The sequence below is a fragment of the Sorangium sp. So ce1504 genome (genome assembly GCF_051521635.1).
Lineage (GTDB): Bacteria > Myxococcota_A > Polyangia > Polyangiales > Polyangiaceae > Sorangium > Sorangium cellulosum_B.
Window position 1 is genome coordinate 9,973,851 of sequence record NZ_CP150365.1, and the last position, 25,432, is coordinate 9,999,282.

Here is a 25,432-nt window from a genome sequence, read left to right on the forward strand (position 1 = left end):
GCGCCGCTTCCGACGACAGGTTTAGCCGCTTCATGCGGCACGTATCATCATCACTCCTATTTGGCTGAAGCAAACCCACCCGTGTGCGGTCTTCTGGTGGATTGCGAAAAAACGGCTCGTTTCACTCATAACCGGCGATGGCAAGGGACTCAGCAAGCACGCTGTAACCCATGGAATTCTTGGAACTATCTGAGGGAATGCGTCAGGCGGTTCCCGTCACCGGCGCCCAACCCCTGCCGGGTCAGGGAACGGATTTCGAAAGCGCGTCTACTCGCTCCTCTTCACCGAGCAATCTAAGAACATCTCGAGCGGCCTCTCTTTCACGGTGTATGGCTTCGTCGATGAGAATCCATAACCCCTCCCGTGCCGCGCGATGGCATCGTTCAACAATGTCACCCGGAGTGAAGTTCGAGGGTGATGCGTACCCCCCGAGAATCTGAAACAGAAGATCGAGTACCGCTATCCTGACGAAGCGTGGGCGCGGATCTACTAGACAGGCAACCAGCACGGACGTACACGCCTCCGCGATCTGATGCAACTCGCCCTGAACGACCACGTGATTCTCTATCCCCCAGTAAGCCCTCGTAGACTCCTCAGGGTCCTTTGCGCTCAGCAAGCCAAGCAATGCATCTTTCACCCTTTCTCCGGTCCCCTCCGCCTCATGAACGCTAGTCCAGTCAATGGACCCAATGAGACGTTCCGCGACATTCATATTTTTCATTTGGAACCCGACGTACCGCCAGGAGGATCTCGCAGCGTCCCCGGAACGAATCTCTCAGGCGGAAATTTCTGTTGACACGGAACACACACAGGGATCTCGGTCCACTCTAGCTGCCCTGTCGATTGATTCCTTCGCCAGCCATTCACCTCGGTCATTGTTCCCCCTGGGAGCTTCGCCTCGGCATCAACCTCCGCATGAAGACGTGGACCAGATCGCCCTACCTCCACTTTCCCGTCACGTGTAATTCCTACGTAGGCGGCGCTGCTTCGATCAGGTTTTCCGTCTGGGCGTCGCCCAGCCGCATCGCGAGCGGCACGCGCCCGGTCGATCCCTGCAGCTTCTTTCGATGGTGCTGTCTGCGTCGCAGGCGCCTTCGCCGCCTCCGCCCCCTGCGGCGGCTTCGCGGCCGGCGCCGGTTGCGGGCCCTTCGCCGGCTGTGCGGCCGGCGGCGGCTGCGCCGACGCGGCTGCTGGCTGCGCCGGCGGCCGAGCAGTCTGCTGCTGCTGCATGACGAACCTGAACAGCAGCCGGCGCATGCCGTCCCCGATACCGCGAGACGTGCGACCCGCCGCCGCAGCGCCGGCGTTCATCCGCTGCAGCATCTGCTCCTGGTGGAACTTTTGCCCCGCCGGCCCGTTGAAGCAGCTCGGGTGCCGGCACCCATCGGCCCCGGGAGGGAAGTTCCGATGCGCCCCCTGCGCGCTCCTCCCATCCGGGTCGACAAGGTTCACCGGGTTGTTCAGCGTGTAGCTGTACAGCCCCAGGTTCCCGGGGTTGAACACTCCCCCGCTCGTCCCCCCCTCCATGTACTCGTCCAGGATCGGATCCGGGCTCAGCCACACACTGCTCCTCGGGTCGTAGTACCGCGCCCCGAAGTAGTAGAGCCCCGTCGCCTGGTCGAGCTCCTTCCCCGTGAACACGTACGCTCGCCTGAGCTCGTACCGCGAGTCCGACGCGTCGATCCACAGCTCCCCGCTCGGGAAGTACTCGTCCCGCTGCGTCAGCGTCTGCTCGTTGTTCGACGCGAAGCTCGTGCTGCCCAGGTGGTCCGGGTGGTAGTACAGCGTCGGCGGGTCACGGAACCAGTCCGGATCCATCTTGCTCGCTATCCGCGTCTGCCCCGCATAGATGTGCTTCGTCACGAACCGCCCGTCCCGCAGCGTCAGGTGCTGGTCGTGGTATGCCGTCTCCTCCTCGCCGCTCACGTGGTGCAGGTGCACCCGCCGCTCGCCGTCGCCGTCGTACAGCATCCGCGACAGCACCTGACCGTTCTGCGTCACCCGCGTGACCCGGTTCTCCTCGTTCCAGTCCGTCGTCCGCGTGTCCGAGCCACGGTACGTCCAGCCGGTCTGGTTGCCGCTCGCGTCGTAGCTGATCACCCGCGACCACGGGGCCGACTCCGCCACGAGCTGCTCGTCGATCTGCCTCGGCGCGTGCGGCTGCGGCCCCGTGTACCGGTACTCCGACCGGTACGTCTGCTCCCGGATCGCATGGTCCTCCCGCCATCCGTCGCACCCACCCGGCGTGGGGCACGTTTGCGGCACGTACCGGTAGCTCGCCTGGTCCTTTGTCAGGATGTTGCCAATCTCGTCGTACGAGAACGACAGCCGGTACCGGAACTGCCAGTCTCTCCGGTCCTGGTACGTCCCGCTCGCCGAGATCAGCTGATACAGATCGTCGTACCCGTAGTCGTGCGTCGTCGGCCCCACCAGCACCGAGCCCGGCATCGACTGGTCGTACGGCACGTCGTTCCGCACGCGTTCCAGGTTGCCCGCCACGTCGTACTCGTACCGCATCCGCTGGAACGCCCTCGCCGGCTGCCCGCGCTCCACGAGGTACCTGTCGCGGTGGTCCGCGTTGATCTCCTGAAGCCGCCGCGACTTCTCGTAATACCGGTACGTGGTCGCGATCCCGTTGCCGTGCACCACCCTCACCCGCTGCTCGAACTCGTCGTACCCGATGTGCAGCAGGTACTGCGTCACCGCAGGCTCGTCCGGGTGCTGCGGGTTGATCTGCGTGTTCGTTCCCACCGCCGACCGGACCAGGCCCCCTCGGTCGTAGCCGTACGTCACCACCTCCGCCCCGGAGCCAGGGAACTTCAGCGACAGCAGCCGCCCGAACCCGTCGAAGTCGTACTCCATCGTCGCCTGGTACGGCCCCCGGTGCGGCTCCCTCAGCCGCGGGAACTCCGTCGTCAGCTTCGCCACGTTCCCCGGCCGGTCATACCAGAACGTCCTCTTCCCCGCCTCGCTCTGCTCCTCCACCAGCCGCCCGGCCCGGTTGCCGTGCTCGTCGCCCGCTTCGCCCGGCTCGCCGTACACATACGTCACGTCCGTCGAGTCCGGGTAGTTCACCCGCGTGAGCCGGTTGAAGTCGTACTCGTACCGGATCAGCTTGCTCGCGCCTTCCGCCAAGAGCTTCGCCGTCTGCCGCGCCCCGACGTTGCCCGACCGGTCGTAGCGCCACTCCGTGCGCCCCATGTCCGGGCTCGTCAGCGTCACCATCCGCCCCAGCGTGTCGTACGCCGCCGTCGTCACGTTCCCGCGCGTGTCCATCACCCGCACGAGCTCGTCGACCGCGCTGTACCCGTACCGCGTCATCAGCGTCGTCCACGCCTCCGACCCGCGCAGCCGATTGCGCTCCTCGACCGCCACGATCGCGTTGTCCACGTCCTGGTACGCCTTGCGCACCTTCCCCTTCGGGTCGACCTCCGTCGCCACGAACATCGCCACGCCATCGAGCTCGTCGATATCGTAGCTCGTCGTCGTCACCGCCTCGCCGGCCTCGGCCTCCTCGTCCGGCTCCCTTCGCTCGACGACGCGCGAGAGCACGTCGTACTCGAACGTCGTCGGGTGTTTCAGCGCCACGTCCACAAACGCCGTCGCCTCGCCCGTCGCGAACACCGGCTGCCCCTGCTGCCAGACGCGGCCCCGCTCGTCCAGCACCACCCGGCCGCTCACGCTCATGCCCACGACCGGGGCGCCCCCGGTCCCTAAATCCTTCTCCAGGTCCTTCTTCGTCTGGATCACCCGGTCCAGCCCGTCGACGAACGTCACCGTGTCGATCGGATCCCCCGGGTGCTGCACGTCCTTGTGCCGCGTCCGCGCCCACGCCGGCATGGCGACGCTCTCCCCGGGCTCCAGCGCATACTCGAACGCGATCGTCGCCTCCGCCGCCGCCAGCGGGTCGTCCGGACCGAACACCGCCCGCAGCCGCCCGAACGCGTCGAAGTCGTAGTGGACCTCATGGCCGTTGACGTCCCGCACCGCGCTGACCGCGCCGTAGCGGTAGTCCGACGACGTCTCCGAGAAGTAACCGAACGAGTCATCCACCCGGGAGAGGTACGTCTCCGCCACATCGTCGTACTCGTACGTCAGCGTGAAGCCCCGCGGCTCGATCGCCCGCTCCAGGTTGCCGTACGCGTCGTGCGTGAACTCCCATCTTGGATTCGTCGACGCGTCTCCCGTGTACGGCGCGCCCGTCGCCGGATCCTTGCCGCCGATCACCGTGCTCGTGATCCACTCGACCGCCCCGGTCACCTCGTTGTGCCCCGCGGTGCGCTCGCGCAGCAGCGTCCCCGCGCTGTCGCGCACCTCGACGCTATCCGCCCGCACGATGTGCGGTCCGTCGTACGTCACGTGATGGATCGTGGTCGTGACGTCGTCCTCCAGCGTGCCTGGCTCGCCGTGCTCGATCACCCCGATGAGGTTGCCGCGGTCGTCCCAGTCCCGCTCCTCGCTCGTCTGCTTGCCGGGCGCGCTCGGGTCCGTCGTCTGGCCCTCGTACCACGACATCGTCCGCAGCTCTTCCCTGGGGAAGAACGAGCCCGTCAGCGTCGCCTGCGCCCCGGGCGCCCGGTACACCACCTCTTGCCGGCTGAACAGCCGCCCCTCGGCGTCCTGCTCGATCACCTCGGCCACGAGCCCGCGCCGGTAATAGTCCTGGTTGTGGTACCGCGTCACGATCTGCGAGCCGTCCTCCCGCGTCGCCGTCACCTGCGCGAAGCCGTAGTCCTCGCGCTCCGCCCGGTCGTAGAACCCGCTCTGGTGGTAATCGAACGTGTGCACGTAGGCGGGCGTGCCCATGCCGTCGTCCACCTCCACCCGCGACAGCACCCACTTGCCGCCGGGCATGTCCACGCTCAGCTCGTCCGGGCTGCTCGCATACGCCACCTTGTTGCCCTCACGCGCATAGTCCAGCCGGATGCTGCCGCCTAGCGGACGCACCACGCGCGACAGCCGGTTGGTCTTGCCCGTCAGGTTCAGCCGCGCCCGCAGCGCCGTGTCGCTCTCGCGCAGCATCCCCTCGCCCAGCTTCAGCACGTGATCCGCCGTCCCGTCGCCGTCCAGGTCCTCCCATGCGAGCTCGCTCCGCCCGTCGCTCAAGCCGAGCTGCGCCGCGATCTCGAGCACGATGCACACGTACGGCGTCGAGATCTTGATCGGCACGCCATACCCCGCGTTGAACGCCGTCGTCTCGGAGAACGACAGCGCGTCATTGCTGCCGTTGATCTCCTTCGTGAACTCCTTCTCCAGCACGACCCCCCACGGCAGCCCGCCGCTCACCGCCGGCGCGCTCCACCTCTCCTCGGGCCCGAAGCGGTCACCGAGGTTGAGCCGGACCCGGTAGTAGCCCTGTCCAGGCTGCTTGATCACCCGGTCGGGCAGCCTGTCGCCGTTCAGGTCCACGAAGTCGACGAGCGTCCGGCTCACCGTGTGCGCGATGCCGCCGCCGATCCCCGCATAACCCACCTGCAGGCTGTTCGTCGTGTTGTCCTGCACCCGCACCGTCTTGAGCTGCTCCGGAGACCAGACCCGGCTCAGCGCGGTCAGCGGATCCCCGTCGACCTCCGGCAGCGGCTCGAACGGATCGCCGCTCGGATCGAGCGCCGCCCAGGCGCGCTCGTCCCCGAAGCGGTAGCCGAGGTTCAGCTGCACATGGAGCACGCCACCCGCGCTCCTCACCTTGTCCGGAAGCCCATCGCCGTTCACGTCGAGCAGGTCCTTCGTCGTCTGCGACGTGCCCCAGCTCTTGCCGAGCGAGGGCAGCACGCTGAGCACCTCCTTGGTCTCGGCGCTCGCCTCGATCTTCTCAGCGACCACCGACGCCGCGGATCCGAAGCCGAACCCGAACCGCGCGCTCATGGTCTCGATGACCCGGATGTCCCCCGGCCCACCGACAGTCAGGGCGCCATACTGCCCCGGCTGCTGCCCGTCGCACCGGCCGCCGCTGCCGCACGTCTGGATGCGCACGCCGCCCTGCGTGACGGCATCGGGCCGCCCATCGCCGTTGACGTCGACGAGCTCCAGCTTCGACTCGGTGGTCCCGGTCGTCACCTGGAACGACCCGATGAGCGCGAGCTCCGCCGAGCCCGAGCCGTTGTGGCTCTTCCTCAGCCCGGGGACATTGGCCACGTCCTCCGGCCGGACGCCGCCGACGCGCGACGGCTTGAGCTCCCCGGCCCGGATGTACATGTCCGCGCCCGACCCCCGGAACACCGGGCCGCTGACGCTGCCCACGAGAGGGAACCCGGCGTCCCCGGGCGACCAGCTCGCGTGGTACCCCTCCCAGTGCGGCTCGACGCGCGTGAAGTAAGGCGGCCTGTTCTCCTCCGGCCTCCGGCGGAGCTGGTTCTCGTCGAACGGGTACTCCGTCGTCCACTCGCCATAGCTGAAGCCGCGGAACCCGCCCACCATGCGGGCTTCCAGCTTCCCATCCGGGATCGCTCGAGCGTTCACCGCGGGCACGTCCAGCACCGTCCCCGTCTCGTTGAACACGAGCTGCGGGAGCCACGACACCGACGCTCCGGGATCCGACAGCGATGTGTCCATGTCCGCTGCGCTCTCGAAGAACTTCGTGAAGGCGAGCTCCTCGCCCTCCGTCACCGGGAACACCACCGGATCGCTCGGGCCAGGCACGCTCCTGGCCGGCGAGATCGCCTCCGCTCCGAGCAGCTCCCGGAACAGCCGCTCGCTCCCGCGATCCACCCGCAGGGTCACCGGCCCCTGCGTCGCTCGCTTGGAGGCGGAGCCGAGCAGGCTGACCGGCCCGCTCTCGGGCATGGCCACCCGCGACAGCGAGAGCGCCGTCCCGCCGGTCGTGCTGTCGCTCAGCTGCACGGGCGCCAGGATCGACTCCTCGGGCACCGAGATCGGCCCGCCGTCGCCGGGCAACGCTTCGAGCCCGCAAACCCTCTTTCCGGACGGAGCACCGGACCTGGGCGCGCACTCCCCTACGGCGCGGCAGCTCCCCGGATCCGCGTCGTGGCCGCACACCTCGGTGTACCGGGCAAACCCCTGGTACTGCACGCGCGACGGGTGGACCACGTTCTCGCCGAGCTCGGCATACAGGAACAGGAGGTCGCCCTGGAGCACGGACACCGGCCACGCGATCTCGGTGCTGAGCTGCGCGCCCGACACCCTGGTCCGATGGAGCTCGACGCTCTGCCCCGAGTCGACGTCCTGGCGCACGAGCCGCACATCGAACGCATCGAGCGCGTCGGTCCGGACGAAGCTCGCCTGCACCGTGACCTGCCCGTCCGCCCCCGCGGCCCAGCCCGGCACGCTCCGGTCGAGCACGGAGAAGTCGTCCGCGAAGGTATAGGTATACATCGGACGCCTGAGCGCGTCGGGGCGCCCTATTTCGCGCGGAAGCAACGGCCGGCAGGAGTCCGACAGGCAGAGCTCCGCATAGCGGATGCGCGGGTTCCAGCGCGTGATGTCGCCCTCGATGTCCTCCTTCGGGTCCACGCGGAAAAAGAGCGCATCCGTCGGACGGACGCGGACGCGGACGCCGCTCCCGCACCCCCTCTCGCCCTCGGGGACACACGCAGCATCGCTCGGCCCGATGTCCCTCTGCCAGAGCGGCTGGTGGTCGCGGTGGAACTTGTCACTCGCCCGCGGCGCCGGCGTCGTCTTCGTGATCGACGCCATCACCCCGTCTCCCGCGCCGCCCCCGGCCAGCGACACGCCCCCGTCGATGACGACGATACCGTCGATCGGCGGCGTCCATTTCACCAGCGCGCTGGTCCGGTAGAACGCGTTGCGGAGCGCCTCGACCTGCTCGCCATCGCTGAAATCCTCGTCGATCGTGAACCCGGCGCCGCGGGCGCCCGGCCCCAGCCGCGCGTTGTTCGGGTTCAGCGTCGCCCCGCTCCCATCCAGCAGCTCCGGGAAGCCATCCCCGTTGATGTCGAGCAGCAGGCTCTGCGCGGTCGCGGTGCTCCAGGCGCGGTTGAGACCAAGACCTCCGAGCTCCTGGAACAGGTGCATCGCCCCCTGCAGGCCGGCCGTGATCTGGTGCGTGCTGCCCACGCCCTCCGGCGAGAACGCGTTTCCGCTCGACCGATCCGGGAGCGAGTTCAGCCAGACGCCGTTGCTGCCCACGAAATCCGGGAGCCCGTCGCCGTTGATGTCCGTGAACGCGACGTCCTCGTCGTCCGCCCCGAACGAGACGGAGACCCCCAGCCCGACGTGCGGATCACACACCGTCGGCCCCACGCCGACGAACGCGCTGAGCCCCCCTTCGACCGAGCTCGTGGCCCCGAGGCCATCGCGCCCTTCCGCAGGGCGGCTCCACTCGGTCGGCGCCGAGAACACCTGGAGCTCGCCGCCCTCTTGCTGGAGGCTGAAGTACTCGAAGCTGTGCTCGTAGAGCGGCTCCTCACCGCCGTTTCCGTGGACAGCGATGCTCTTCAGCAACGACTTGTGATGGTGCCGCGGGTCCGGCGTGTCGTACGCGAAATGATAGCTCCGGATGATCTCCTCGGCGTCGGGCGCCTGGCCCATGGTCACGTCGACGCGCGTGAGCCTCCGCGTCGTCCGCGCCTCGAAGCCGGCGCGCGCCGAGCTCACGACGTCTCTCCGCTGCGCTCCGTCGTCCACGGAGAAGACAACGTGATAGTGCGCTCCAGGGAAGCCGCTCTCGTGCTCCGTGTAGTCGATCCGCTGCGGATAGAGCTGCACCCAGTCCTCGCCCTCGGGCGCGTCCTTGAAGTACGAGATCCGCATCCGGTTGCCGAACGTGTCTTCCACCCGCTCCAGGTTCCAGCGGAAGATCCCGGCCTGGCCAGACCGGTCCGCAAGGCGCGCGCCCGCGCTCTCGCCGTAGGTATACCGGGTGCCGTCCTTGTCGGTGACCACCCAGTGAAAGCTCCCGGGATCGGCCCCGAGGCGCTCGATGCGATCGAACGCGCCCTCGACGCGCCGCTCGTACCTGCCCGGCTGATCGGGGATGGCCCGCAGCATCTGGCCGTCGAGCGTGTAGAGCTCGTCGCCCGTGTACCGCGGCACGCCGAACCGCGTGTCGATCTCGATCGCCGAGAAGCGCAGATCCCACCCCACGCCGAGCCAGCCATTGCCCAGCTCGCTCTCGTACGTGACCGCCAGATCCGGCGCGATGCCGTGCCGGCCCGGCGGCACCTCGATCGGGAACGACAGCTGCGCCGTGCCCTGGCCGTTCGCCTCCGGCGGCTCGATGAACGACACGCCCGCGGACGGGCTCGCGAGCTGGATCCCCTTCATCGCGTTGGGATCGAACGACTGCGCTCCCGGCTGATCCGGCATGGAGATCGCCGCGTTGACGAAATCGGTGAAGTGATCCGTCAAGCTCGTGAGCTCCCGGGCCCCGCCCTCCTCCACGCGCCCGAGCTTCGTCCATCGCTGGACCGCCTCGTCGAAGTAGAAACCGAAGATCTCCCTGGCCCTGGCGCCGCTCGGGATCGCCGCGGCGTCGACAGGCAACGTCAGCTTCACGGGCTTCCTGAACTTGAGCCCGTGCGGGCCGAAGCGGAACGCGCGCCCCTCGGGCGTCACATTGCGCATCGCGCGCCCCATCGGCTGCACCTGGACGGGCATCAGCGGGCGGATCGTGATGCGCGTCGTCTCTTCCAGCGCGTCAGGCGGGATATCGAGCGTGGCGCCCGCGAACGAGAGCACCGCGCCCTTGTCCGGGCTCACCACCGCGCCATAGGGCGCGCCGTGGTCCACGACGAGCCCGCTCGGGGCGGCGCCCGCGGCGCACGGACCGAGCTGGAGCTCGCGACCGAAACGCGTGCCGTCCTCGAGCCGCGCCTCGAGGCGCGCCGTCCACGTCCGGTGACTCGCCCCCTCGGGCTCCGGGAGCGTGAGCTCGAAGCTGCCGTCGTCGCCCAGCGCCACCGGCTCCGCGCCGGCGAACAGCCGTGCTCGCGACGCGTCTTCGCCGGCCAGATCGAGGAACCCGCGCACATGGGCTCTTCCCTCGGCGCACTCGGCGTGCAGCGGCGTGCTCAGCGCGATCCGCCGCGCGCGCGACGGGACGGGGCTCGCCACCACGGCGACGTCCGACACCTCGGCGTGGCTCCCCTTCGCCCGCGCGATCTGCGCAGAAGCCGCCCCCGGCCATGTCGCTGAGTCCGGGAGTTCGAACCGGTGCCAGCCCGGCGGCAGGTCCTTCAGGTCGAAGCGAAGCCCCTTCGCTCCTTCGCTGGGCGCGATCTGGAGCTCCCCGGCGCCCGCGCTGGTCAGCTGGAAGAGGAGCGCGTGCGGCGCCACAGGCGCGCCGAAATCGAGGCTCAGCGCCTCCGTGCGAGGCGCGCGCTCGCCGCCGGCCGGCCGGGCGCGCGCCTCGGCAGCGGAGCGCGCCTCGATCACACCGGCGTGCGGGATCCCGACCACCCGCAGCGCGCTCACGGTGAATCCGTGCTCCTGCTCCGCGGAGGGCCGGAACCGCACCACGTTCTCGCCGCGCCTCAGCCACGCGGGCGCGATCTCCTCGACTTGCAGACCTCCGGTCGCCGGCGCTGCCGCCGGGGAGCCGCCGCGCGGCGCCGTGCCGTTGATCTGCCGGTTCACGGTCGACCAGTGCCCGCGGCCCTCCAGCTGGTAGACGAGGAACGCGCGCGCGAGCGCCCGTGGATCGGTGTCCACGTGGAGCGACAGCGATCGCTCGCCGCCCGTGCGCGTCACGGTCGCCCGCTCGGACGTCGCAGCGAACTGGTAAGCCCCGGCGAGCCGCCCGGCGAGCACGCGATCGGCGAGCTCCACCTCGGAGAGGCCGCGCGTGGGCGCGCCGGCGGTCCAGAGCAGGATCTCCTGCGGCCCGCGCTCCCCCGAAGGAAGCCACTCGATGACGACGTGCTGGGCCGTGACCGCCATGGGAAGACGCGTCCAGCGCTCGCCCGTGTCGTGGAGCGGCACGTCGACGAGGCCAGAGGCGGCCTGAAGCTCGGCGCCGTCCTCCGCACGGACCGTGAGCGCGCCCTCGCTGCGCCCGTACAGCGAGAGCGCCTCGAGCGCGGTGGGCTGCGGGAACGAGACCCGGATCCGCACCTTCTCCCCGGTCTCGCTGCGAAGCCCCGTATCGCCGCGGCCGTCGAACAGGACCCACGGGTCCGCCCCCGGGGCGGCGCCATCGGCGCGAACGTCCGCTGGCAAGGCCACCATCGGGACCACGGCGAGGCCGCCGGGGCCGCCGGCGGGGTCTGCCTCGCTCGCGAGCACGGCGGCGTCCCCGGCGAGCGCTGCCGCGAGCTCGGCGCCGCCGCGAGCGCCGGTGAGCCGCGCGCGCAAGGGATCGCCTATCCGGCGCAACGTCAACGCTTGAGCCCACGCGCCGAGGGGCGCGCTCACCACCATGAGCAAGAGAACGCAACCCGCGCACCGCCGCCACACCCGTCTCATCCACCTGGACGTCATCGGTCTCCTCCGCGGCCGCGAAGGGAGCAAACGGCATCGTAAATAGCAATTACAAGCGATAACAGGCGGGGCGGTCTCGCCACGAAAGGCGCCAAACTCGACCGGTTCCCAGCACGATTTCAGCGCGCCTGAAGGCGCTGCGCCTCCGAGCCATCGAATTCGGACTACCGGATGCGGAGAAGTTCATTATCCTGTGACGCTCACGCAACACTCCTTGGCTCGCCCTCTCGGCCGCCCGTGCGGCCGTGGGGGTGGCCGATCACGCCATTCACGGAGGTGACCTTGCGCAATCTCACGATCGGGGACCTGAAGCTCGCGCTGCGCGATCTCTTGACACAAGGCCGATGAGCTGCGCCTGTCGGCGACAGGCAAGCTGTATGAGCCGCGGCTCAGGGCGAAGCAGAAGGAGATCGACGCGATCCCCGACGCCGCGGGCACGCAGGCGCCGCTCGCCAGGGAGCTCGCCGAGGCGGACGCCCGGCACGACGGCCTCGGGGCGGCCGTCTTCTTCCTGTGCAAGGCCGTCGAGGCGCACCCCGCCTTGCCGGCGGCGCTCAAGGAAGCGGCGGCGACCGCGCAGCAGACGTTCGTCCCGAAGCTCGACGTGCTCCGCGCCCCGTACGCGGACGAGGCGTCGGCGGCGCTCGACAACCGGCCCGAGCTGACCCGGCTCAAGGCGGAGCTGAAGGCCGCCGCGACCCCCGGCGGAGGGACGCTGCACGACTGGGTGAAGGCGTTCGTCGCCGCCGGCGACGACATCGATGGCCTGCTGCGCAGGCGCGCCACGCTCCTCGCGACGGGCGAGAACGCCGCGGCCACCGGCCCGCTCCGCGGCGCCGCCGTCGGGCTGCTCGGGCGGTTCCGGGAGGCGCTCCGGGACGAGATCCAGGAAGAGGGCAGCAAGCTGCCGGCCGACCACGAGGCGCGGCTGTTCGCCTACATCGACAAGCTCAACGCCGATCGCGAGCGGGCCCTGCGCGGGCGCGCGGCGCCCGAGCAGGCCCCGGCCACGCCCCCCGGCCCGCCGACGGTGCCCAGCGAGGTGGCGCCGGCCGCGCCGGCGGTGAGCGCCGATCCCGAGCTGTAGCCGGACCGCTCGCGGCGACATGCCGGGGGCGTGAGCGGCGAGGCACCCGCCCATGTCCGACATGCCCGGCGGCCTGCTCGGCGAGGCACCCGCCCATGTCGCGACATCCCGGGAGCCGTGGCGAAGCAGGCGCCCGCCCATGTCCGACCTGCCTGGGGGCCTCGCCGAGCAGGCACCCGCCCATGTCCGACATCCTCGGGCGCATCAACCAGCAGGCACTTCCCCATGTTCGACATACCGCCGGAAGGCCCAGCAGCGCCCGCGCCGCCTCGCTCACCCCCCGCCAACAGCCGCGCGCGCAGCGCGTTCACAGATGTGCTGACGCGCACCGCTACGCTCACCACCAATGCCCGCTACATCTTGGCCGTCTACACCGAAGCCCTTCCGGTCTCCTTCAAGGAGCGCTCGAACTTCGACGTCAGGTCGACATGTCGACGCGCTGTCCACCGGAAGCCGACTTTGCTTTGATGAAGGCCTTCATGTTCCGCCTCAGCACCGTTCGCGCCAAGCTCACCGTCCTCGTCGCGCTCTCCTCGCTCGCGACCCTCGCGGCCCTCCCCGTGTTGTCCTGGGTGATGCACCGGCAGCTCCTCGCGCAGATCAGCGAGCGCGTCCCGCAGGCGATCCGCAACTTCCGGCTGGAGCTCAGGCAGCAGCAGCGCGCCATCTCGGCGACCTCACGCCAGGCGTCTCGTGCGCGCGAGCTGGTCGAGGGGCTCCGGCTGCGGAACGAGTCGGCCGTGGGGACGGCGCTCGAGGCCGTCATCGCCGCTCACCCCAACGTCTCCATCGTCGCCTTCGATGAGCTCGGCAATCGGGTCGCGGCGAGGGGGCTCGATGCGCCGCCCCCGAGCACGGACGAGGTCCCCGGGCTCACCGAAGGCCTCTCGGGCCTCGCCGAGATGGACGACCTGCGGGACGTGCTCGTACACGGGTGCGATGGACAGCCAGGCTCGCCGCCTGCGTACATGATCGCCCAGCATGCGAGGAGCGACGCCGGATCGCTGCTCGCATGCATTCCCATCGATCACACCTACTTCGACGAAGTGGCGACGAAGCTCGGCGTGGATATCGCGCTCGTCGACCCGTCGGGCAAGAGGATCACGGGCACGGAGCGTTTCCCGACCGAGCTGCTCGAGGGCGCCGTCATCGGCGACGAGACCCACCCCACGATCGTCGAGGACGCGAGCTCGCTGTGGGCCCTCTCCCGCTTCGCGCCCCGATCGCTCCGGGGCAAGGCCGGCGATTTTTCGATCGTCATGGCGCTCGACGTGAGCGACGTCCGGAACATCGTGCGCCAGAACCTGATGTTCGCGGCCGGCGTGCTCACCCTCGCGGCGCTCTTCTCGCTCATCCTCGGCGCGCGCCTCGCAACCACGATGTCACGCGCGCTCTCCCGCGTGAACGTCGCCCTCAAGCACCTCGAGCAACAGCGGTATGTGCATGTGGAGGCGGTGAAGACCGGCGACGAGCTGGAGGATCTCGCGACCGGCTTCAACTCGATGGTGGACGGCCTCAAGGAGCGCGACAAGCTCCGCAGCACCTTCGGCAAGTACATGACCGAATCCGTGCTCGAGCACCTGCTCGCCGGCAAGGTGCAGCTCGGCGGCGAGACGCTCACCGTCTCTATCCTCTTCTGCGATATCCGGAGCTTCACGACCATCAGCGAGAGGATGAACGCCCATGAGCTCGTGGGGCTCCTCAACGAGTATTTCACCGAGATGGTGGCCATCATCCTCGACGAGGGCGGGGTCGTCGACAAGTACATCGGCGACGCGATCATGGCGGTGTTCGGCGCGCCCGTCCCCAGGCCGAACGACGCCGTGCGCGCCGTGCGCGCGGCCATCCGCATGCGCGCCGCGCTCGAGCGCTTCAACGAGCGACTGGCCAAACGGGGAATCCCGGCGCTGAAGACCGGTGTCGGGATCCACACCGGCGAGGTCGTCGCGGGCAACATCGGCAGTGAAGCGCGGATGGAATACACCGTCATCGGCGACGCCGTGAACCTCGCCTCGCGCCTGGAGAGCGCGACCAAGGAGCTCGGCGTGAGCGTGCTCCTCAGCGAGGACACGCACCTCCTCGTGAAGGACGTCTTCAACACACGTCCCGTCAGCGAGATCACGGTCAAAGGCCGAGTGCAGCCGGTGATGACCTACGCCGTGATGGACCGCTGACGAGCACAAAGGGGCGATAGCGCATCACCGTGCTCGGCGCGGCGGGGGCGCGCGCGCCGCGCTCACCCCCCCGCGAGCAACCGCGCGATCTCTCCGCGCTGGCGCCGCGCCGAGCGCGCCAGGGAGAGCTGCCCCGCCGCACGGTACAGGTTGTGCGCGACCCGCGTCGGGAAGCGCGACGGGTCCCAGCCGAAGTACCGGTCCTCGAACGCATCCCGGCAGAACCTCGACGCGAGCTCCAGCGCGATCCGCTCCGCCGCGTCGACGAGCGCCTCCTGCTCCTCCGCCCCGAGCGGCCGCGCCTCGCGGTAGCCCGCCACGGCGGCGGCGAAGACCTCCAGATCGAAGCGCGTCTCGGTCGAGTCCTCCCCGACCGGGTTGCACCACGACCGCCACGCGTCGCCGAGCTCCACGTCGATCGACTGCAGCGCCAGCGTGTCGAGATCGAGCAGGCAGATCCCCTCCCCCGCCTCGGAGAAGCGCAGGTTCGAGATCTTGAGGTCGCCGTGGCAGTGCCGAACCGGCAGGTCGAGCCGCCCCCGCCACGTGCGAAACGCGTCGAGGATGGCGTCCGCCAGCCGCCGCCCCTCACCCCCGGTGGCCGCGCCGTCCAGCCGATCCATGTGGAGCGCCGTGTCGTGCGCGCCCACGCGGACGTGGCGGTACACGTGCTCGAGATCGTCCACCGCCCGGTGGAACCGGGCCGCGAGCTCCCCCGCGGCGCGCGCCAGCACAGGAGAGCCGACCCGGTGATGCGTGCGGCCAGGGACGAAGTCCATCACCCGCCATACCGCGCCCTCGGCATCGCGCGCGCACAGGGCGCCGTCACCGGCGCGCAGCAACCGCGGCGTCGCGAGACCGCGGGCCGCCAGGTGAGCCGTCACCGCCTCGATGTCGTCGTGGACCTCCGGGGCGAAGATGGGGCTCACCCGCTGGACCACGTACCGCGGAGGATCGCCCGCCAGCCAGGTGCCGTTGATGAGGCCCTCGTCCTCGCAGCGGCGCACGGAGAGGCCGCTCAGGGGCGCCCACACGTCCGGGATCATCGGAACGGGAACCTAGCTGCGCTCCGTCTCGGGGGGCAAGGGATGCGGCGCCGGGACCGCCGCAACCTCGGGGGGCAAGGGAGGCGGCGCCGGGAGCGCCGGCACCGCCGCGGCCCGTCGGCGCAGCATCCACTGCGCCCCGAGCCACGTGACGACGCCGGCGCCGAGGCCGAGCCAGGCGGAAGCCGAGGGCACGCCGGCGCGCTCCACCAGGAACGCCCCGCCGAGCAACGCGGCGCACAGGCCCACCGTGAGGGCCAGGTTGTCGACGGCCGAGAGCCGGCCGACGAAACGATCCGGCGAGAGCCGCTGGATCTCCGTGCTCGACAGCACCCAGTTCGCCCCGCTGCCCAGGCCCCACACGAGCACGACCGCGAGCAGCGCCGCCGGGTGGCGGGTCACCGCGAACACAGCGATCGCGCCGAACGTCACCCAGACGGCTCCGGTCGCCGCGCGCTCGCCCCGCAGGCCGCGGCGGACCAGCGCGACGCCGACGAGCGGGCCGACCCCCGTGCCCGCGCCGCGCACGCACTGGAGGACGCCCAGCGTGAGCGCGCCCGTGCCGGCGAAGGGGAGCTGCGTCGCGACAAGGTTGAGCAAGAGGAGCGCCCCGCCGTTCGCCATGTGGACAGGCGTCTTCGCGAGCACCGCTTCGAGCAGCGGAGGCCGCTCCCACGCGTGCCGCCACGCGTGGACCATGTCGCGGCGCACCGACGCGAGCGCCGACAGCATGCCGCCCTCCGCCGGCCGCCCCTCCGCCACCATCGGAGGGAGCCCCCGGAGGAACAGCGCCGCCAGGCCGAACGACGCCGCGTCCAGGGCGAGCGCCGCCGCAGGGCCGAGCCCCGCGATCAGGCCGCCGAACGCCATCCCGACCGCGAACATGACGCTCCACGTCGCCGACGCGATCGCGTTCGCCTCGAGCAGCTCGTCCTCCTCGACCACATGGCGCAGCACCGCGCTCTGCGCCGGCAAGCGCAGCGCGCCCACCGACGCGCGCACGAAGACGAGGACCTGCACCCCGACCACGCTGCCCACCACCGCGGCCCCCAGCATCCCGACCGTGAGCGCGCCCTGCACCACGCTCGTCGCGACGAGCAGCCACCGCCGATCCAGCCGGTCCGCGAGCACCCCCGCCACCGGCGCGAACAGCGCGTTCGGGAGGTGATGCCCCACCATCACCAGCGCGAGCGCCACGACCCCGCCCCCCTCGCCCCCCAGCGCGAGCAGGCTCACAGCGACGAAGCTCATCCAGTCGCCCAGCAGCGAGACGACCTCGCTCATCCAGACGCGACGGAACGCAGGACGGCGGCGGAGCAGGCCAGGACGGCGCTCCGGGCGCCTGCCGCTGTTCATCCAGGGCACACCATGGTAATCGCGCTCTGTCTCATGCGGATCTGCGCCATCATTCCCGCCTACCAGGCCGAGCGCAACGTGGGGGACGTCACACGGGAGGCGCTCCGGGTCCACGGCCTGACCGGCACCGTCATCGTGGTGGACGACGGATCGAGCGACAGGACGGCCGAGCGGGCACGCGCGGCCGGCGCCACGGTGCTGAGCCACCCGGAAAACCAGGGCAAGGGCGCCGCCCTGCGCACCGGGATGGAGTTCGCCCTCGCCGCAGGCTTCGACGTCGCGATCACGATCGACGCGGACGGACAGCACCCGCCGGAGGAGGCGCGGCGCCTCATCGAGGCCGACGCCGACCCCGAGGCGCTGGTGCTCGGCATCCGGGATCTCGTGGGCGCAGGCGCGCCGCGCGCGAACCAGATCTCGAACCGGATCTCGAACTTCTTCCTCTCCCTCTTCGCCGGCCGCCCCTTCGCGGACACCCAGTGCGGCCTGCGCCGCTACCCGCTCCGGACGACGCTGTCGCTCGGCGCCCGCGACGAGGGGTACGCCTTCGAGGCGGAGATCCTCCTGCGCGCGGTGGCCGCCGGCGTCCGCCTGGTCGAGGCGCCGATCCGGGTCATCTACCCGCCCGAGGGCGAGCGGCTCACCCACTTCGACAGCGTGCGCGATCCGGCGCGGATCATCCGCCGGGTGGTGGCGACGCTCGCGCTCACGCGCGGGCTCCGCCACGTGCCGGCCGCGCCGCTGCTGTCCCCCGACCCGGTCCGCCCGGCCGCGGCGAGCGCGCTCGCCACGGAGCTCGACCCCCACCCGCGGCAGCCGGCGACGGCGCCTCCCTGATTTGCGGCCGTCGCGCCTCGCACGCCACCGCCGCAAGCTCCTCGCGGCCGCCGCGCTCCTCGCCGCGCCGGTCCTCGCGCACCTCGGCATCGCCGCCGCGACGCGGATCGAGCCGCCCCCGATCCGCGCGGCCGCCGGCGAGCCCGAGACAGGGCCGGGAGGGCTGCGCGTGCTCGGCCCGGCCTACGCGCGCCGCCGCGGGCGGATCCTCGAGGCGCGCCTCTCCGGGTCGCCGGAGGAGATCGGGCACCAGCACGGGCGGCTCTTCTACCCGGAGATGGTCCAGAACGAGGGGACCCTCTACGAGCAGTTCCACCGCTACGTGCCCGTCGCCCCGCTCCGGTGGCTCATCATGGACCTGTCGCGCCTCGAGTTCCGCGGCGTCGACGAGGGCATGACCGACGGCGTCCGGCGCGAGATCGCCGCGCAGGCCCGCGCCTTCTCGCCCGACCCGTTCGACGGCGTCCTCCCCACGTACCACCGCTTCGTCTTCCTCCAGTCGCTCTACGACATCGCGCTCTCGTTCGAGCACTCGCCGCTCCTCGGCTGCACGAGCTTCGCGCTCACCGGGACGGCGTCGGCGGGCGGGCACGCGGTGCTCGCCCGCAACTTCGACTTCGAGGCCGGGCCCGTCTTCGACGAGGGCAAGGCGGTGTTCCTCGTCCACGAGCAGGGGAAGATCCCGTACGCCTCGGTGTCCTGGCCCGGCCTGATCGGCGCGGTGACGGGGATGAACGCCGCGGGCCTCGCGCTCGTCGTCCACGGCGGGCGGGCCGGCGAGCCGCGGGCGGCAGGCGAGCCGGTCGTCCACACGATGCGCGAGGTGCTCGGCCGCGCGCGGAGCGTCGACGAGGCGCTCGCGATCCTCGAGGCGCGCGCGCCGATGGTCTCCCACCTCGTGATGCTGGTCGACGCGGACGGCGAGGCGGCGATCGCCGAGCGGGCGCCCGGCGCGCCGCTGCACGCGCGCCGGGGCCGCGGCAAGGTCCCGCTCACCAACCACTTCGAGGGGCCGCTCGCGGGCGATCCGCGCAACCTCCGCATCCAGGCCGAGACCTCGACCCGCCCGCGGCGCGACCGCCTCGACGAGCGGCTCGCGGCGCTGCCCGAGGGCGCGACGATCGAGGCGGCGATCGACGTCCTGCGCGACCGGCGCGGGCGCGGCGGCGCGCCCCTGCCGCTCGGCGACCGGCGCGCGATCGACGCGCTCATCGCCACCCACGCCGTCGTCATGGACGCCACGGCGCGCGTCCTCTGGGTCAGCGAAGGCCCCCACCTCGCCGGCCGCTTCCTCCGCTTCGACCTCACCCGGCTGCTCGACCCCGCGTTCGACCCGGCGCTCGACACGGCCGAGCCCGACGCCATGCCCGAGGATCCGCTGCTCACGAGCGGCGACTACGCCGCCTGGGAGCGCGCCGGCTCACCCCACGAAGGCGGGGAGCGCGGCAACGACAATCCTTAAATAAGCAACGACAATCCTTAAATAAACAGACGCAACTAAATAACCGCTCCGTCCCTCGCGCAAGCGCGGCGGCGCCGTCTCCATGCCGTGACGCGGACGTGGCGAGCGTGGCGAGCGAGCGCGACAGCCCCGCGCCCGGGATGCGCCTCATCCCACGGCGAGCACGAAAGCGCCGCGCCGCCGCGCCTACGAGGGCCCTCCCCGCAGCGCAGCAGCGACATACCCGGCGCGAAATCGCAAGTTTTCGGCGTGGTTTCGGGGCGCCCTCTCTTCCACGCCCGTACATCGGCGGTAGGGCACCTCTCGTCCGGCATAGCCCTACCGCAAGATTGCCTAGCGGCAGCTTCCGTCCGACAATCCGATTCGGGGCGCCAAGGTCGCGGCATCGGAGCGGCGACTGGGTCGACCAGACCATGACGGACATCAACCTGATCAACACCACCCTCGATCAACGGTACGTCATCCTCGGGCTGCTCGGGGAAGGCGGGATGGGGGCAGTCTACGAGGCACGGCACCTGGGCACCGGCCGCCGCGTCGCCGTCAAGGTGATCACGAGCAAGCTCGCGCAGGACGAGGCGGTGATGGCCCGCTTCGAGCGCGAGGCCAGGGCGGCCGGCGCGATCGACAGCGAGCACATCGCGAGCGTGCTCGACAGCGGCAGGGACCGCGCGACCGGCCTGCCCTTCCTCGTGATGGAGCTGCTCAACGGCGAGGACGTCGACCAGATGCTCCGGCGGCTCGGCCCCCTGCCGCCCGAGCTCGCGCTCTGCATCGTGGCCCAGGCGTGCATGGGCCTCATCAAGGCGCACGACGCGCGCGTCCTCCACCGCGACATCAAGCCCGCCAACCTGTTCCTGGCGCGGCGCGACGGGGGCGAGTACGCGGTCAAGCTGCTCGACTTCGGCGTCGCCAAGATCCAGGACGACACCTTCGAGCAGCAGAAGGAGCTCACGGCCACGAGCAACCTGATCGGCTCGCCCATCTACATGTCGCCCGAGCAGGCGCGCAACATGCGGGACGTCGACGGCCGGACCGACGTCTGGTCGCTCGGCATCGTCCTCTTCAAGATGCTCGCCGGGCGCACCCCCTACAGGAACTCGCGGGGGCTCGGCGAGCTCATCGTCGCGATCTGCTCGACCCCGGCGCCGCCCATCCAGTCGCTGGCGCCCTGGGTGCCCTACGAGGTCTCCGAGATCGTCCAGCGCGCGCTCCAGATCGACCGGAACCTGCGCTTCCAGAGCGCGGCGGAGATGCTCGACGAGTGCCGGATGCTCCTGCCGCACGGCATCTCGATCCACGAGAGCATGCTGCGGCCCCTCCCCGACTCGGTGCAGGCCGACATCCCGCCGCCCTCGCAGGGGCCGCCGAACCCCGACGCCCCGACGCGGCGCCCGCCCACGCCCGTGGGGACGCCCCGCAGCCGCACGCCGACGCCCGGGAGCACGTCCCGCAGCTGGCCGGACCCCGGCGACTTCTCGACGCGGCGCCCGCCCACGCCCGTGGGGACGCCCCGCAGCTGGCCCGAGCACGTCACGCACAGCGGGGCCCTCGGCCAGAGCGGTCACCACCACGCGACCCAGAGCGGCCACCACCACGCGACCCAGAGCGGCCACCACGCGACCCCGCACGGCCTCCTGATCCGCGGGTTCCCGGACGGCCCGCCGCCATCGAGGACGGTCTCGGGCACCTCCGTGCCCTTCCACAAGACGATCATCGTGGCGGGTGACCAGCCCACCGCCCACGTGCGCCCCCGCAGCAAGGCGGCCCCGCTCGTGGTGGCGGCGGCGCTGGTCGCGGCGACGGGCGCCGGCGTCGGCGCCTGGCTGGTGCAGAAGACGACGGCGTCCGCGTCCGCCCCGGCGACCGGCGGGACGCAGCCCGCGCCGGCGGCCGCCGCGGCGCCAGGCGCGGCCACCGCGGCGCCGGGCGCGACCGCCGCGGCGCCTGCCGAGCCGGCCGTGCAGATCGATCCGGAGCGGCTCGGGAGCTTCAACCCGCTGCCGGCGGTCATCACGTCCTCGAGCAACCCGCTCACGGACGAGAAGATCAACCTCGGCCGGATGCTCTACTACGAGACGCGGATCTCGAAGAACCACGACCTCTCGTGCAACTCGTGCCACCCGCTCGACCGCTACGGCGCGGACGGCGCCAAGGTGTCGATCGGGCACGCGCACCAGAGCGGCCGCCGCAACACGCCGAGCGTGTACAACTCCGCGGGGTTCTTCTCGCTCATGTGGGACGGGCGCTTCGACAACGTCGAGGCCCAGGCCAACGGGCCGATGATGAACCCGAGCGAGATGGCGATGACGCCGGTGCGGCTGGAGGCGACGCTGCGCTCCATCCCCGAGTACGTGAAGGCGTTCGGCAGGGCGTTCCCGAACGATCCGTGGCCTGTCAACGCCAACAACACCGCGAAGGCGCTCGGCGCGTTCGAGCGCAAGCTGATCACGCGCGGGCGGTGGGACCTGTTCCTGGAGGGGGAGCCCGAGGCGCTGACCAACGCGGAGAAGGAAGGGTTCAACACGTTCGTCGAGGTCGGCTGCGTGACGTGCCACTTCGGCCCGCACGTCGGGGCGACGATGTTCCAGAAGCTCGGCCTCGTGCGGTCGTGGCCCGACACGATGGACCGCGGCGTCTTCGAGATCACGAAGAAGCAGGCCGATTTCATGGTCTTCCGGGTGCCGACGCTCCGCAACGTGGCCATGACGGCGCCGTACTTCCACGACGGGTCCGTCTCGTCGCTGCAGGAGGCGGTGCGGCTCATGGGGAAGCACCAGCTCGGCAAGGACCTGTCCCATGCGCAGGTCGAGCAGATCGTGGTGTGGCTCAAGTCCCTGACGGGCGAGCTCCCGAAGGAGTACATCGCGAAGCCGGACCTGCCGGAGAGCGGGCCCAACACGCCGAAGCCCATTGCGGATTGAGCGCGGCCCGCTCGTCTGACATGACCATGTCAGACGACGAGGCGAGGATGCAGCGACGATCTTTCCTGAAGGGGCTCGCGGCGTGCGGCGGGGCGCTGTCGATCGGCAGCCACGCGCGCCGCGCGCGCGCGGACGAGGTGGGCGACGCGCTCGCCGAGATCACGCGGGCGCGCGCGTCGGTGAAGACGCTGGTCGCGCCGTTCACGCAGGAGCGGAGCATCGGCCTGCTGGCGACGGCGGTGAAGAGCGACGGCGAGATGACGCTGGTGCTGCCCGACCGGCTCCGGTGGGAGCTGAAGCCGCCGGACGCGATCACCTACTGGATCACGCCCGAGGGGTTCGGCTTCGCGACGCCGAAGGGCGCGGCGGGCGCGGGGCGGGGCGCGGCGGGGCGCTTCGGGGCGGTGCTGTCGGACCTCCTGGTGCTGCTCGGCGGCGACCTCGGGAAGCTGCGGGCGCGCTACGATCTGTCGATCCCGAGCCGCGCGGACGGGATCACGCTGGCGGCGCGGCCGCGGGCCGAGGAGGTCGCGAAGCACGTGCGCAGCCTCGAGATGACCTCGGGGCCGGAGCTGTGGTCGGTGCGGCGCGTGGTCATCGAGGAGCGGAACGGAGACCGGAGCGTCATCGCGTTCGGCAAGGTGGCGCGGGACGTGAGCGTGGATCCGGCGCGGATGAAGGCGCCGAAGCAGGGCTGAGCGGGCGCCGAGCTCGTGCCCGGCGGCGCGCGGGGCAGCGCCGGGCTTCCCGGGCCTCATAAGACGGGGGCCAAGCTCGTTCGGTCACGCTCAGGGCACGAAGCCCGCCCCCCTCCACCCCACCATCGGTCACCAACGTTTACGTGAACGTTTACGTGAACGTGAACGTGAACGTGAACGTGAACGTGAACGTGGTCGTGGTCGTTCACGGCCTACCGTTGACGACCACGACCACGACCACGACCACGACCACGACCACGACCACGACCACGACCACGACCACGACCACGACCACGACCACGTTCACGACCACGACCACGTAAACGTTCGGATGTAGGAGAACGCGGCGGGAAGCTTGGTTAATGCCTATGCTCGGTCCCCCCGGGACACGGAAGCAGAGAAGAGCCCGGGCGTCGCGGCGCTAGGTGAAGATCAGCACTCGCACTCGTCCTCCCCTTCATAGGACTTGGCGACGAAGCTCATGTCGTACGGGTAGTTCGCCTCGGGCGGCCCATAGATGCGGAGCAGCAGATCGTTCGCCGAACCCGCACCCCCTCCATCGAGCCATACCCGTCCATGATCGCTCTCCTCACCCCCGAGGAGCTCCATCGTGGCAGCGCTGTAGACCTCCACGATCAACGTGTTCTCCGGGCCGGAGGGCGGAGTATACTGCTCACAACCCGCGCCGCACAGCTCTGCCCCGGAGGCCAGTACGCGAAGGCTCCAGTTGACCTCCTCGATCCCGAGAGAGGTGGTGTCGAGCAGGTACCAGTCTTCGTCGCCTTGGCAGAGGACGAAATCGATCTTCGAGAACCACGCGCTGGGACCAAGGCTGTCGTCGGTATGGTCATAGGCGAGCGGAGCCGCAGAGGCGGACGCGTCGTTCGCCTCGTAGGCGTCGTCTGCACAAACAGACGCTCCGCCGCCCCCGGTCGCGGCCCCGCCTACACCAGCCCCACCAACGCCGCTGCCGCTGGTGGCGCCGCTACCGCCGCTACCGCCGCTACCGCCGCTACCGCTGATGGCGCTGCCGCTGATGCCGGCACTGCCGCTGGCATCGCTGCCGCCACCTCCTTCGGCGCCTGAGCCCACGCCATTGTCCAGCCAGCGCGAGCAAGATGTCGTTCCAAACAAAGACGCGTAGAGCGCTGCGAACCCCATGAGACGAACCGAGCTACGAATGAGCGACATAAATAACTCCACTGGGCACAAATGAACAACGACCTCCAGGGCGAAACTTCGTCCTCGAGGCGCGAACATCGAGCGTTCGCACAAAGCAGGCTCAGAAGCGAATCATCAGCTCACATCATTTTTCATATTTCCCGACTCCCTCCTTTCTTATGGCGCCATCCCCGCCACGGCGTATCCTTGTCGGCGATGGATCCAATCGTCGCTCATCGCTCTCGAGATGGCCGCCGTCCTCATCGCCCTCCTTCGATGAACTCGCGTGCCGAGCGCGGCGCTCGCTTCCGGAGCATCGCGTGGGGCGCCGCGCTCGCCGCCGTCCTGGGGTGCCGTTCGTCGCCGCCTCCGCCGGCCCGTCAGGAGGTCATCGACATCCATGTGCACCTGACGGAGGCCAGCGCGGTGGCACCATTGCTCGCGCACATGGCCAAGCATCACGTCGATCGCGCCGTCATCCTGGCGAGCCCGGACCTGACCAGCGGACGCGGCGGCGCTGGCCTCTCCGGCTACCGCGCGGGCAACGAGCTCGTCCTCGACGCCGCAGCGGCTCACCGTGGAAAGCTCATTCCCTTTGTCACGCTGGACCTGGGGGACGCCGACATCCCGTACCTCGCCGAGCTGCGCCGCCGAGGCGCCTGTGGCGTGAAGCTTTATCAGGGGCACAACCTCTTCCACGAGCGCCCCCTCGACGACCCCGCGCACCAGGCGATGTGGCAGGCGCTCGCGGATCAGGCGCTTCCGGTTCTCCTTCATGCCAACACCGTCCGTTACAGGAGCGAGCTCGAGGCGGTCCTGCGCGCCTTCCCCGACCTGCAGCTCGTGTGCGCGCACCTCTGCGGCAGCCGCACCGACCTCGCGCGCATGGAGTCCCTGATGGAGGCGTTTCCGCGCCTCCTCGTCGATACGAGCCATGGCTCCGCCGGCCCGGCGACAGAGGGGTTCGCGAGCCTCGAGCGGGAGCGCGCCCAGCTCCTCAGGCTGTTCTCTCGCTGGCCCGAGCGCTTCCTGTTCGGGACCGACCTTGTGACCAGCGGGCTGGACCCGATGTCCATGGAGCTGTGGGACCTGCAGGTGGAGTCGAACATGGGTCTCTTGAAAGAGGACAAGTTTCGCTTCTTTCGTCAAACCGCCGATCATCAATCGGCCCGCACGATCGGCACCTATCAGGGCCTTCACCTGCCCCCCGAGCTCCTGGGCCCCGCCCTCGGACAGAACGCCGCGCGATGGCTCGGCGCCTGCCTGCGCTGAGGGCCACCTCGCGGATCGCCG

The 25,432-nt window shown here is 70.4% G+C and carries 13 protein-coding genes; 8 read left to right on the forward strand and 5 right to left on the reverse strand.

Features of this window, described 5'->3' with window-relative positions; genetic code table 11:
• Nucleotides 1–241 precede the first annotated feature (241 nt).
• Both WMF39_RS37585 and WMF39_RS37590 read right to left on the reverse strand, forming a co-directional pair.
• Nucleotides 242–721 carry a hypothetical protein gene (locus tag WMF39_RS37585; protein WP_437741285.1) on the reverse strand — a complete coding sequence of 160 codons (480 nt, stop codon included), beginning with the start codon at nt 719–721 and terminating at the stop codon, nt 242–244.
• Nucleotides 718–11,337, reverse strand: coding sequence for a SpvB/TcaC N-terminal domain-containing protein (locus tag WMF39_RS37590; RefSeq protein WP_437741286.1), 10,620 nt, complete (start codon nt 11,335–11,337; stop codon nt 718–720). The genes WMF39_RS37585 and WMF39_RS37590 overlap by 4 nt, the downstream gene beginning before the upstream one ends.
• A gap of 601 nt (nt 11,338–11,938) precedes the next feature.
• On the opposite strand from WMF39_RS37590, the gene WMF39_RS37595 reads away from it, so the two are divergent.
• Entirely contained in the window at nt 11,939–12,484 is a 546-nt protein-coding gene (locus WMF39_RS37595) for a hypothetical protein (RefSeq protein ID WP_437741287.1), read from the forward strand.
• A gap of 479 nt (nt 12,485–12,963) precedes the next feature.
• Nucleotides 12,964–14,658, forward strand: a complete 1,695-nt coding sequence (locus tag WMF39_RS37600; protein ID WP_437741288.1) for an adenylate/guanylate cyclase domain-containing protein — start codon at nt 12,964–12,966, stop codon at nt 14,656–14,658.
• 62 nt (nt 14,659–14,720) lie between these two features.
• Here the strand turns inward: WMF39_RS37600 and WMF39_RS37605 are convergent, their stop codons facing one another.
• Complete coding sequence (locus WMF39_RS37605; protein WP_437741289.1) at nt 14,721–15,704, reverse strand: phosphotransferase enzyme family protein; 984 nt, start codon at nt 15,702–15,704, stop codon at nt 14,721–14,723.
• A gap of 12 nt (nt 15,705–15,716) precedes the next feature.
• Complete coding sequence (locus WMF39_RS37610) at nt 15,717–17,060, reverse strand: MFS transporter (RefSeq protein WP_437741290.1); 1,344 nt, start codon at nt 17,058–17,060, stop codon at nt 15,717–15,719.
• A gap of 12 nt (nt 17,061–17,072) precedes the next feature.
• On the opposite strand from WMF39_RS37610, the gene WMF39_RS37615 reads away from it, so the two are divergent.
• From WMF39_RS37615 to WMF39_RS37635, 5 genes are all read left to right on the forward strand, one after another.
• Nucleotides 17,073–17,897 (forward strand): glycosyltransferase family 2 protein, encoded by an 825-nt coding sequence (locus WMF39_RS37615; RefSeq protein ID WP_437741291.1) that lies wholly within the window; start codon nt 17,073–17,075, stop codon nt 17,895–17,897.
• A 1-nt stretch (nt 17,898) separates the two neighbouring features.
• Complete coding sequence (locus tag WMF39_RS37620) at nt 17,899–19,359, forward strand: C45 family autoproteolytic acyltransferase/hydolase (protein ID WP_437741292.1); 1,461 nt, start codon at nt 17,899–17,901, stop codon at nt 19,357–19,359.
• 413 nt (nt 19,360–19,772) lie between these two features.
• Nucleotides 19,773–22,280, forward strand: a complete 2,508-nt coding sequence (locus WMF39_RS37625) for a cytochrome c peroxidase (RefSeq protein WP_437741293.1) — start codon at nt 19,773–19,775, stop codon at nt 22,278–22,280.
• 47 nt (nt 22,281–22,327) lie between these two features.
• Nucleotides 22,328–22,978: a LolA family protein gene (locus WMF39_RS37630; RefSeq protein ID WP_437741294.1), complete on the forward strand. Its 651-nt coding sequence runs from the start codon at nt 22,328–22,330 to the stop codon at nt 22,976–22,978.
• Between the two features lie 143 nt (nt 22,979–23,121).
• Nucleotides 23,122–23,301, forward strand: a complete 180-nt coding sequence (locus WMF39_RS37635; protein ID WP_437741295.1) for a hypothetical protein — start codon at nt 23,122–23,124, stop codon at nt 23,299–23,301.
• Nucleotides 23,302–23,410: 109 nt separating this feature from the next.
• On the opposite strand, the gene WMF39_RS37640 is transcribed toward WMF39_RS37635, so the two are convergent.
• Nucleotides 23,411–24,070 (reverse strand): hypothetical protein, encoded by a 660-nt coding sequence (locus WMF39_RS37640; RefSeq protein ID WP_437741296.1) that lies wholly within the window; start codon nt 24,068–24,070, stop codon nt 23,411–23,413.
• Nucleotides 24,071–24,415: 345 nt separating this feature from the next.
• On the opposite strand from WMF39_RS37640, the gene WMF39_RS37645 reads away from it, so the two are divergent.
• On the forward strand, nt 24,416–25,411 hold the full coding sequence (locus WMF39_RS37645) for an amidohydrolase family protein (RefSeq protein WP_437741297.1): 996 nt from the start codon (nt 24,416–24,418) through the stop codon (nt 25,409–25,411).
• Nucleotides 25,412–25,432 lie beyond the last annotated feature (21 nt).

Coding starts and splice junctions, on each gene's coding strand:
- WMF39_RS37585 (WP_437741285.1), bottom strand. CDS start 721: ATGAAAAATATGAATGTCGCGGAACGTCTCATTGGGTCCATTGACTGG.
- WMF39_RS37590 (WP_437741286.1), bottom strand. CDS start 11,337: ATGGTGGTGAGCGCGCCCCTCGGCGCGTGGGCTCAAGCGTTGACGTTG.
- WMF39_RS37600 (WP_437741288.1), top strand. CDS start 12,964: ATGTTCCGCCTCAGCACCGTTCGCGCCAAGCTCACCGTCCTCGTCGCG.
- WMF39_RS37605 (WP_437741289.1), bottom strand. CDS start 15,704: ATGATCCCGGACGTGTGGGCGCCCCTGAGCGGCCTCTCCGTGCGCCGC.
- WMF39_RS37610 (WP_437741290.1), bottom strand. CDS start 17,060: ATGAACAGCGGCAGGCGCCCGGAGCGCCGTCCTGGCCTGCTCCGCCGC.
- WMF39_RS37615 (WP_437741291.1), top strand. CDS start 17,073: ATGGTAATCGCGCTCTGTCTCATGCGGATCTGCGCCATCATTCCCGCC.
- WMF39_RS37625 (WP_437741293.1), top strand. CDS start 19,773: ATGACGGACATCAACCTGATCAACACCACCCTCGATCAACGGTACGTC.
- WMF39_RS37630 (WP_437741294.1), top strand. CDS start 22,328: ATGCAGCGACGATCTTTCCTGAAGGGGCTCGCGGCGTGCGGCGGGGCG.
- WMF39_RS37645 (WP_437741297.1), top strand. CDS start 24,416: ATGAACTCGCGTGCCGAGCGCGGCGCTCGCTTCCGGAGCATCGCGTGG.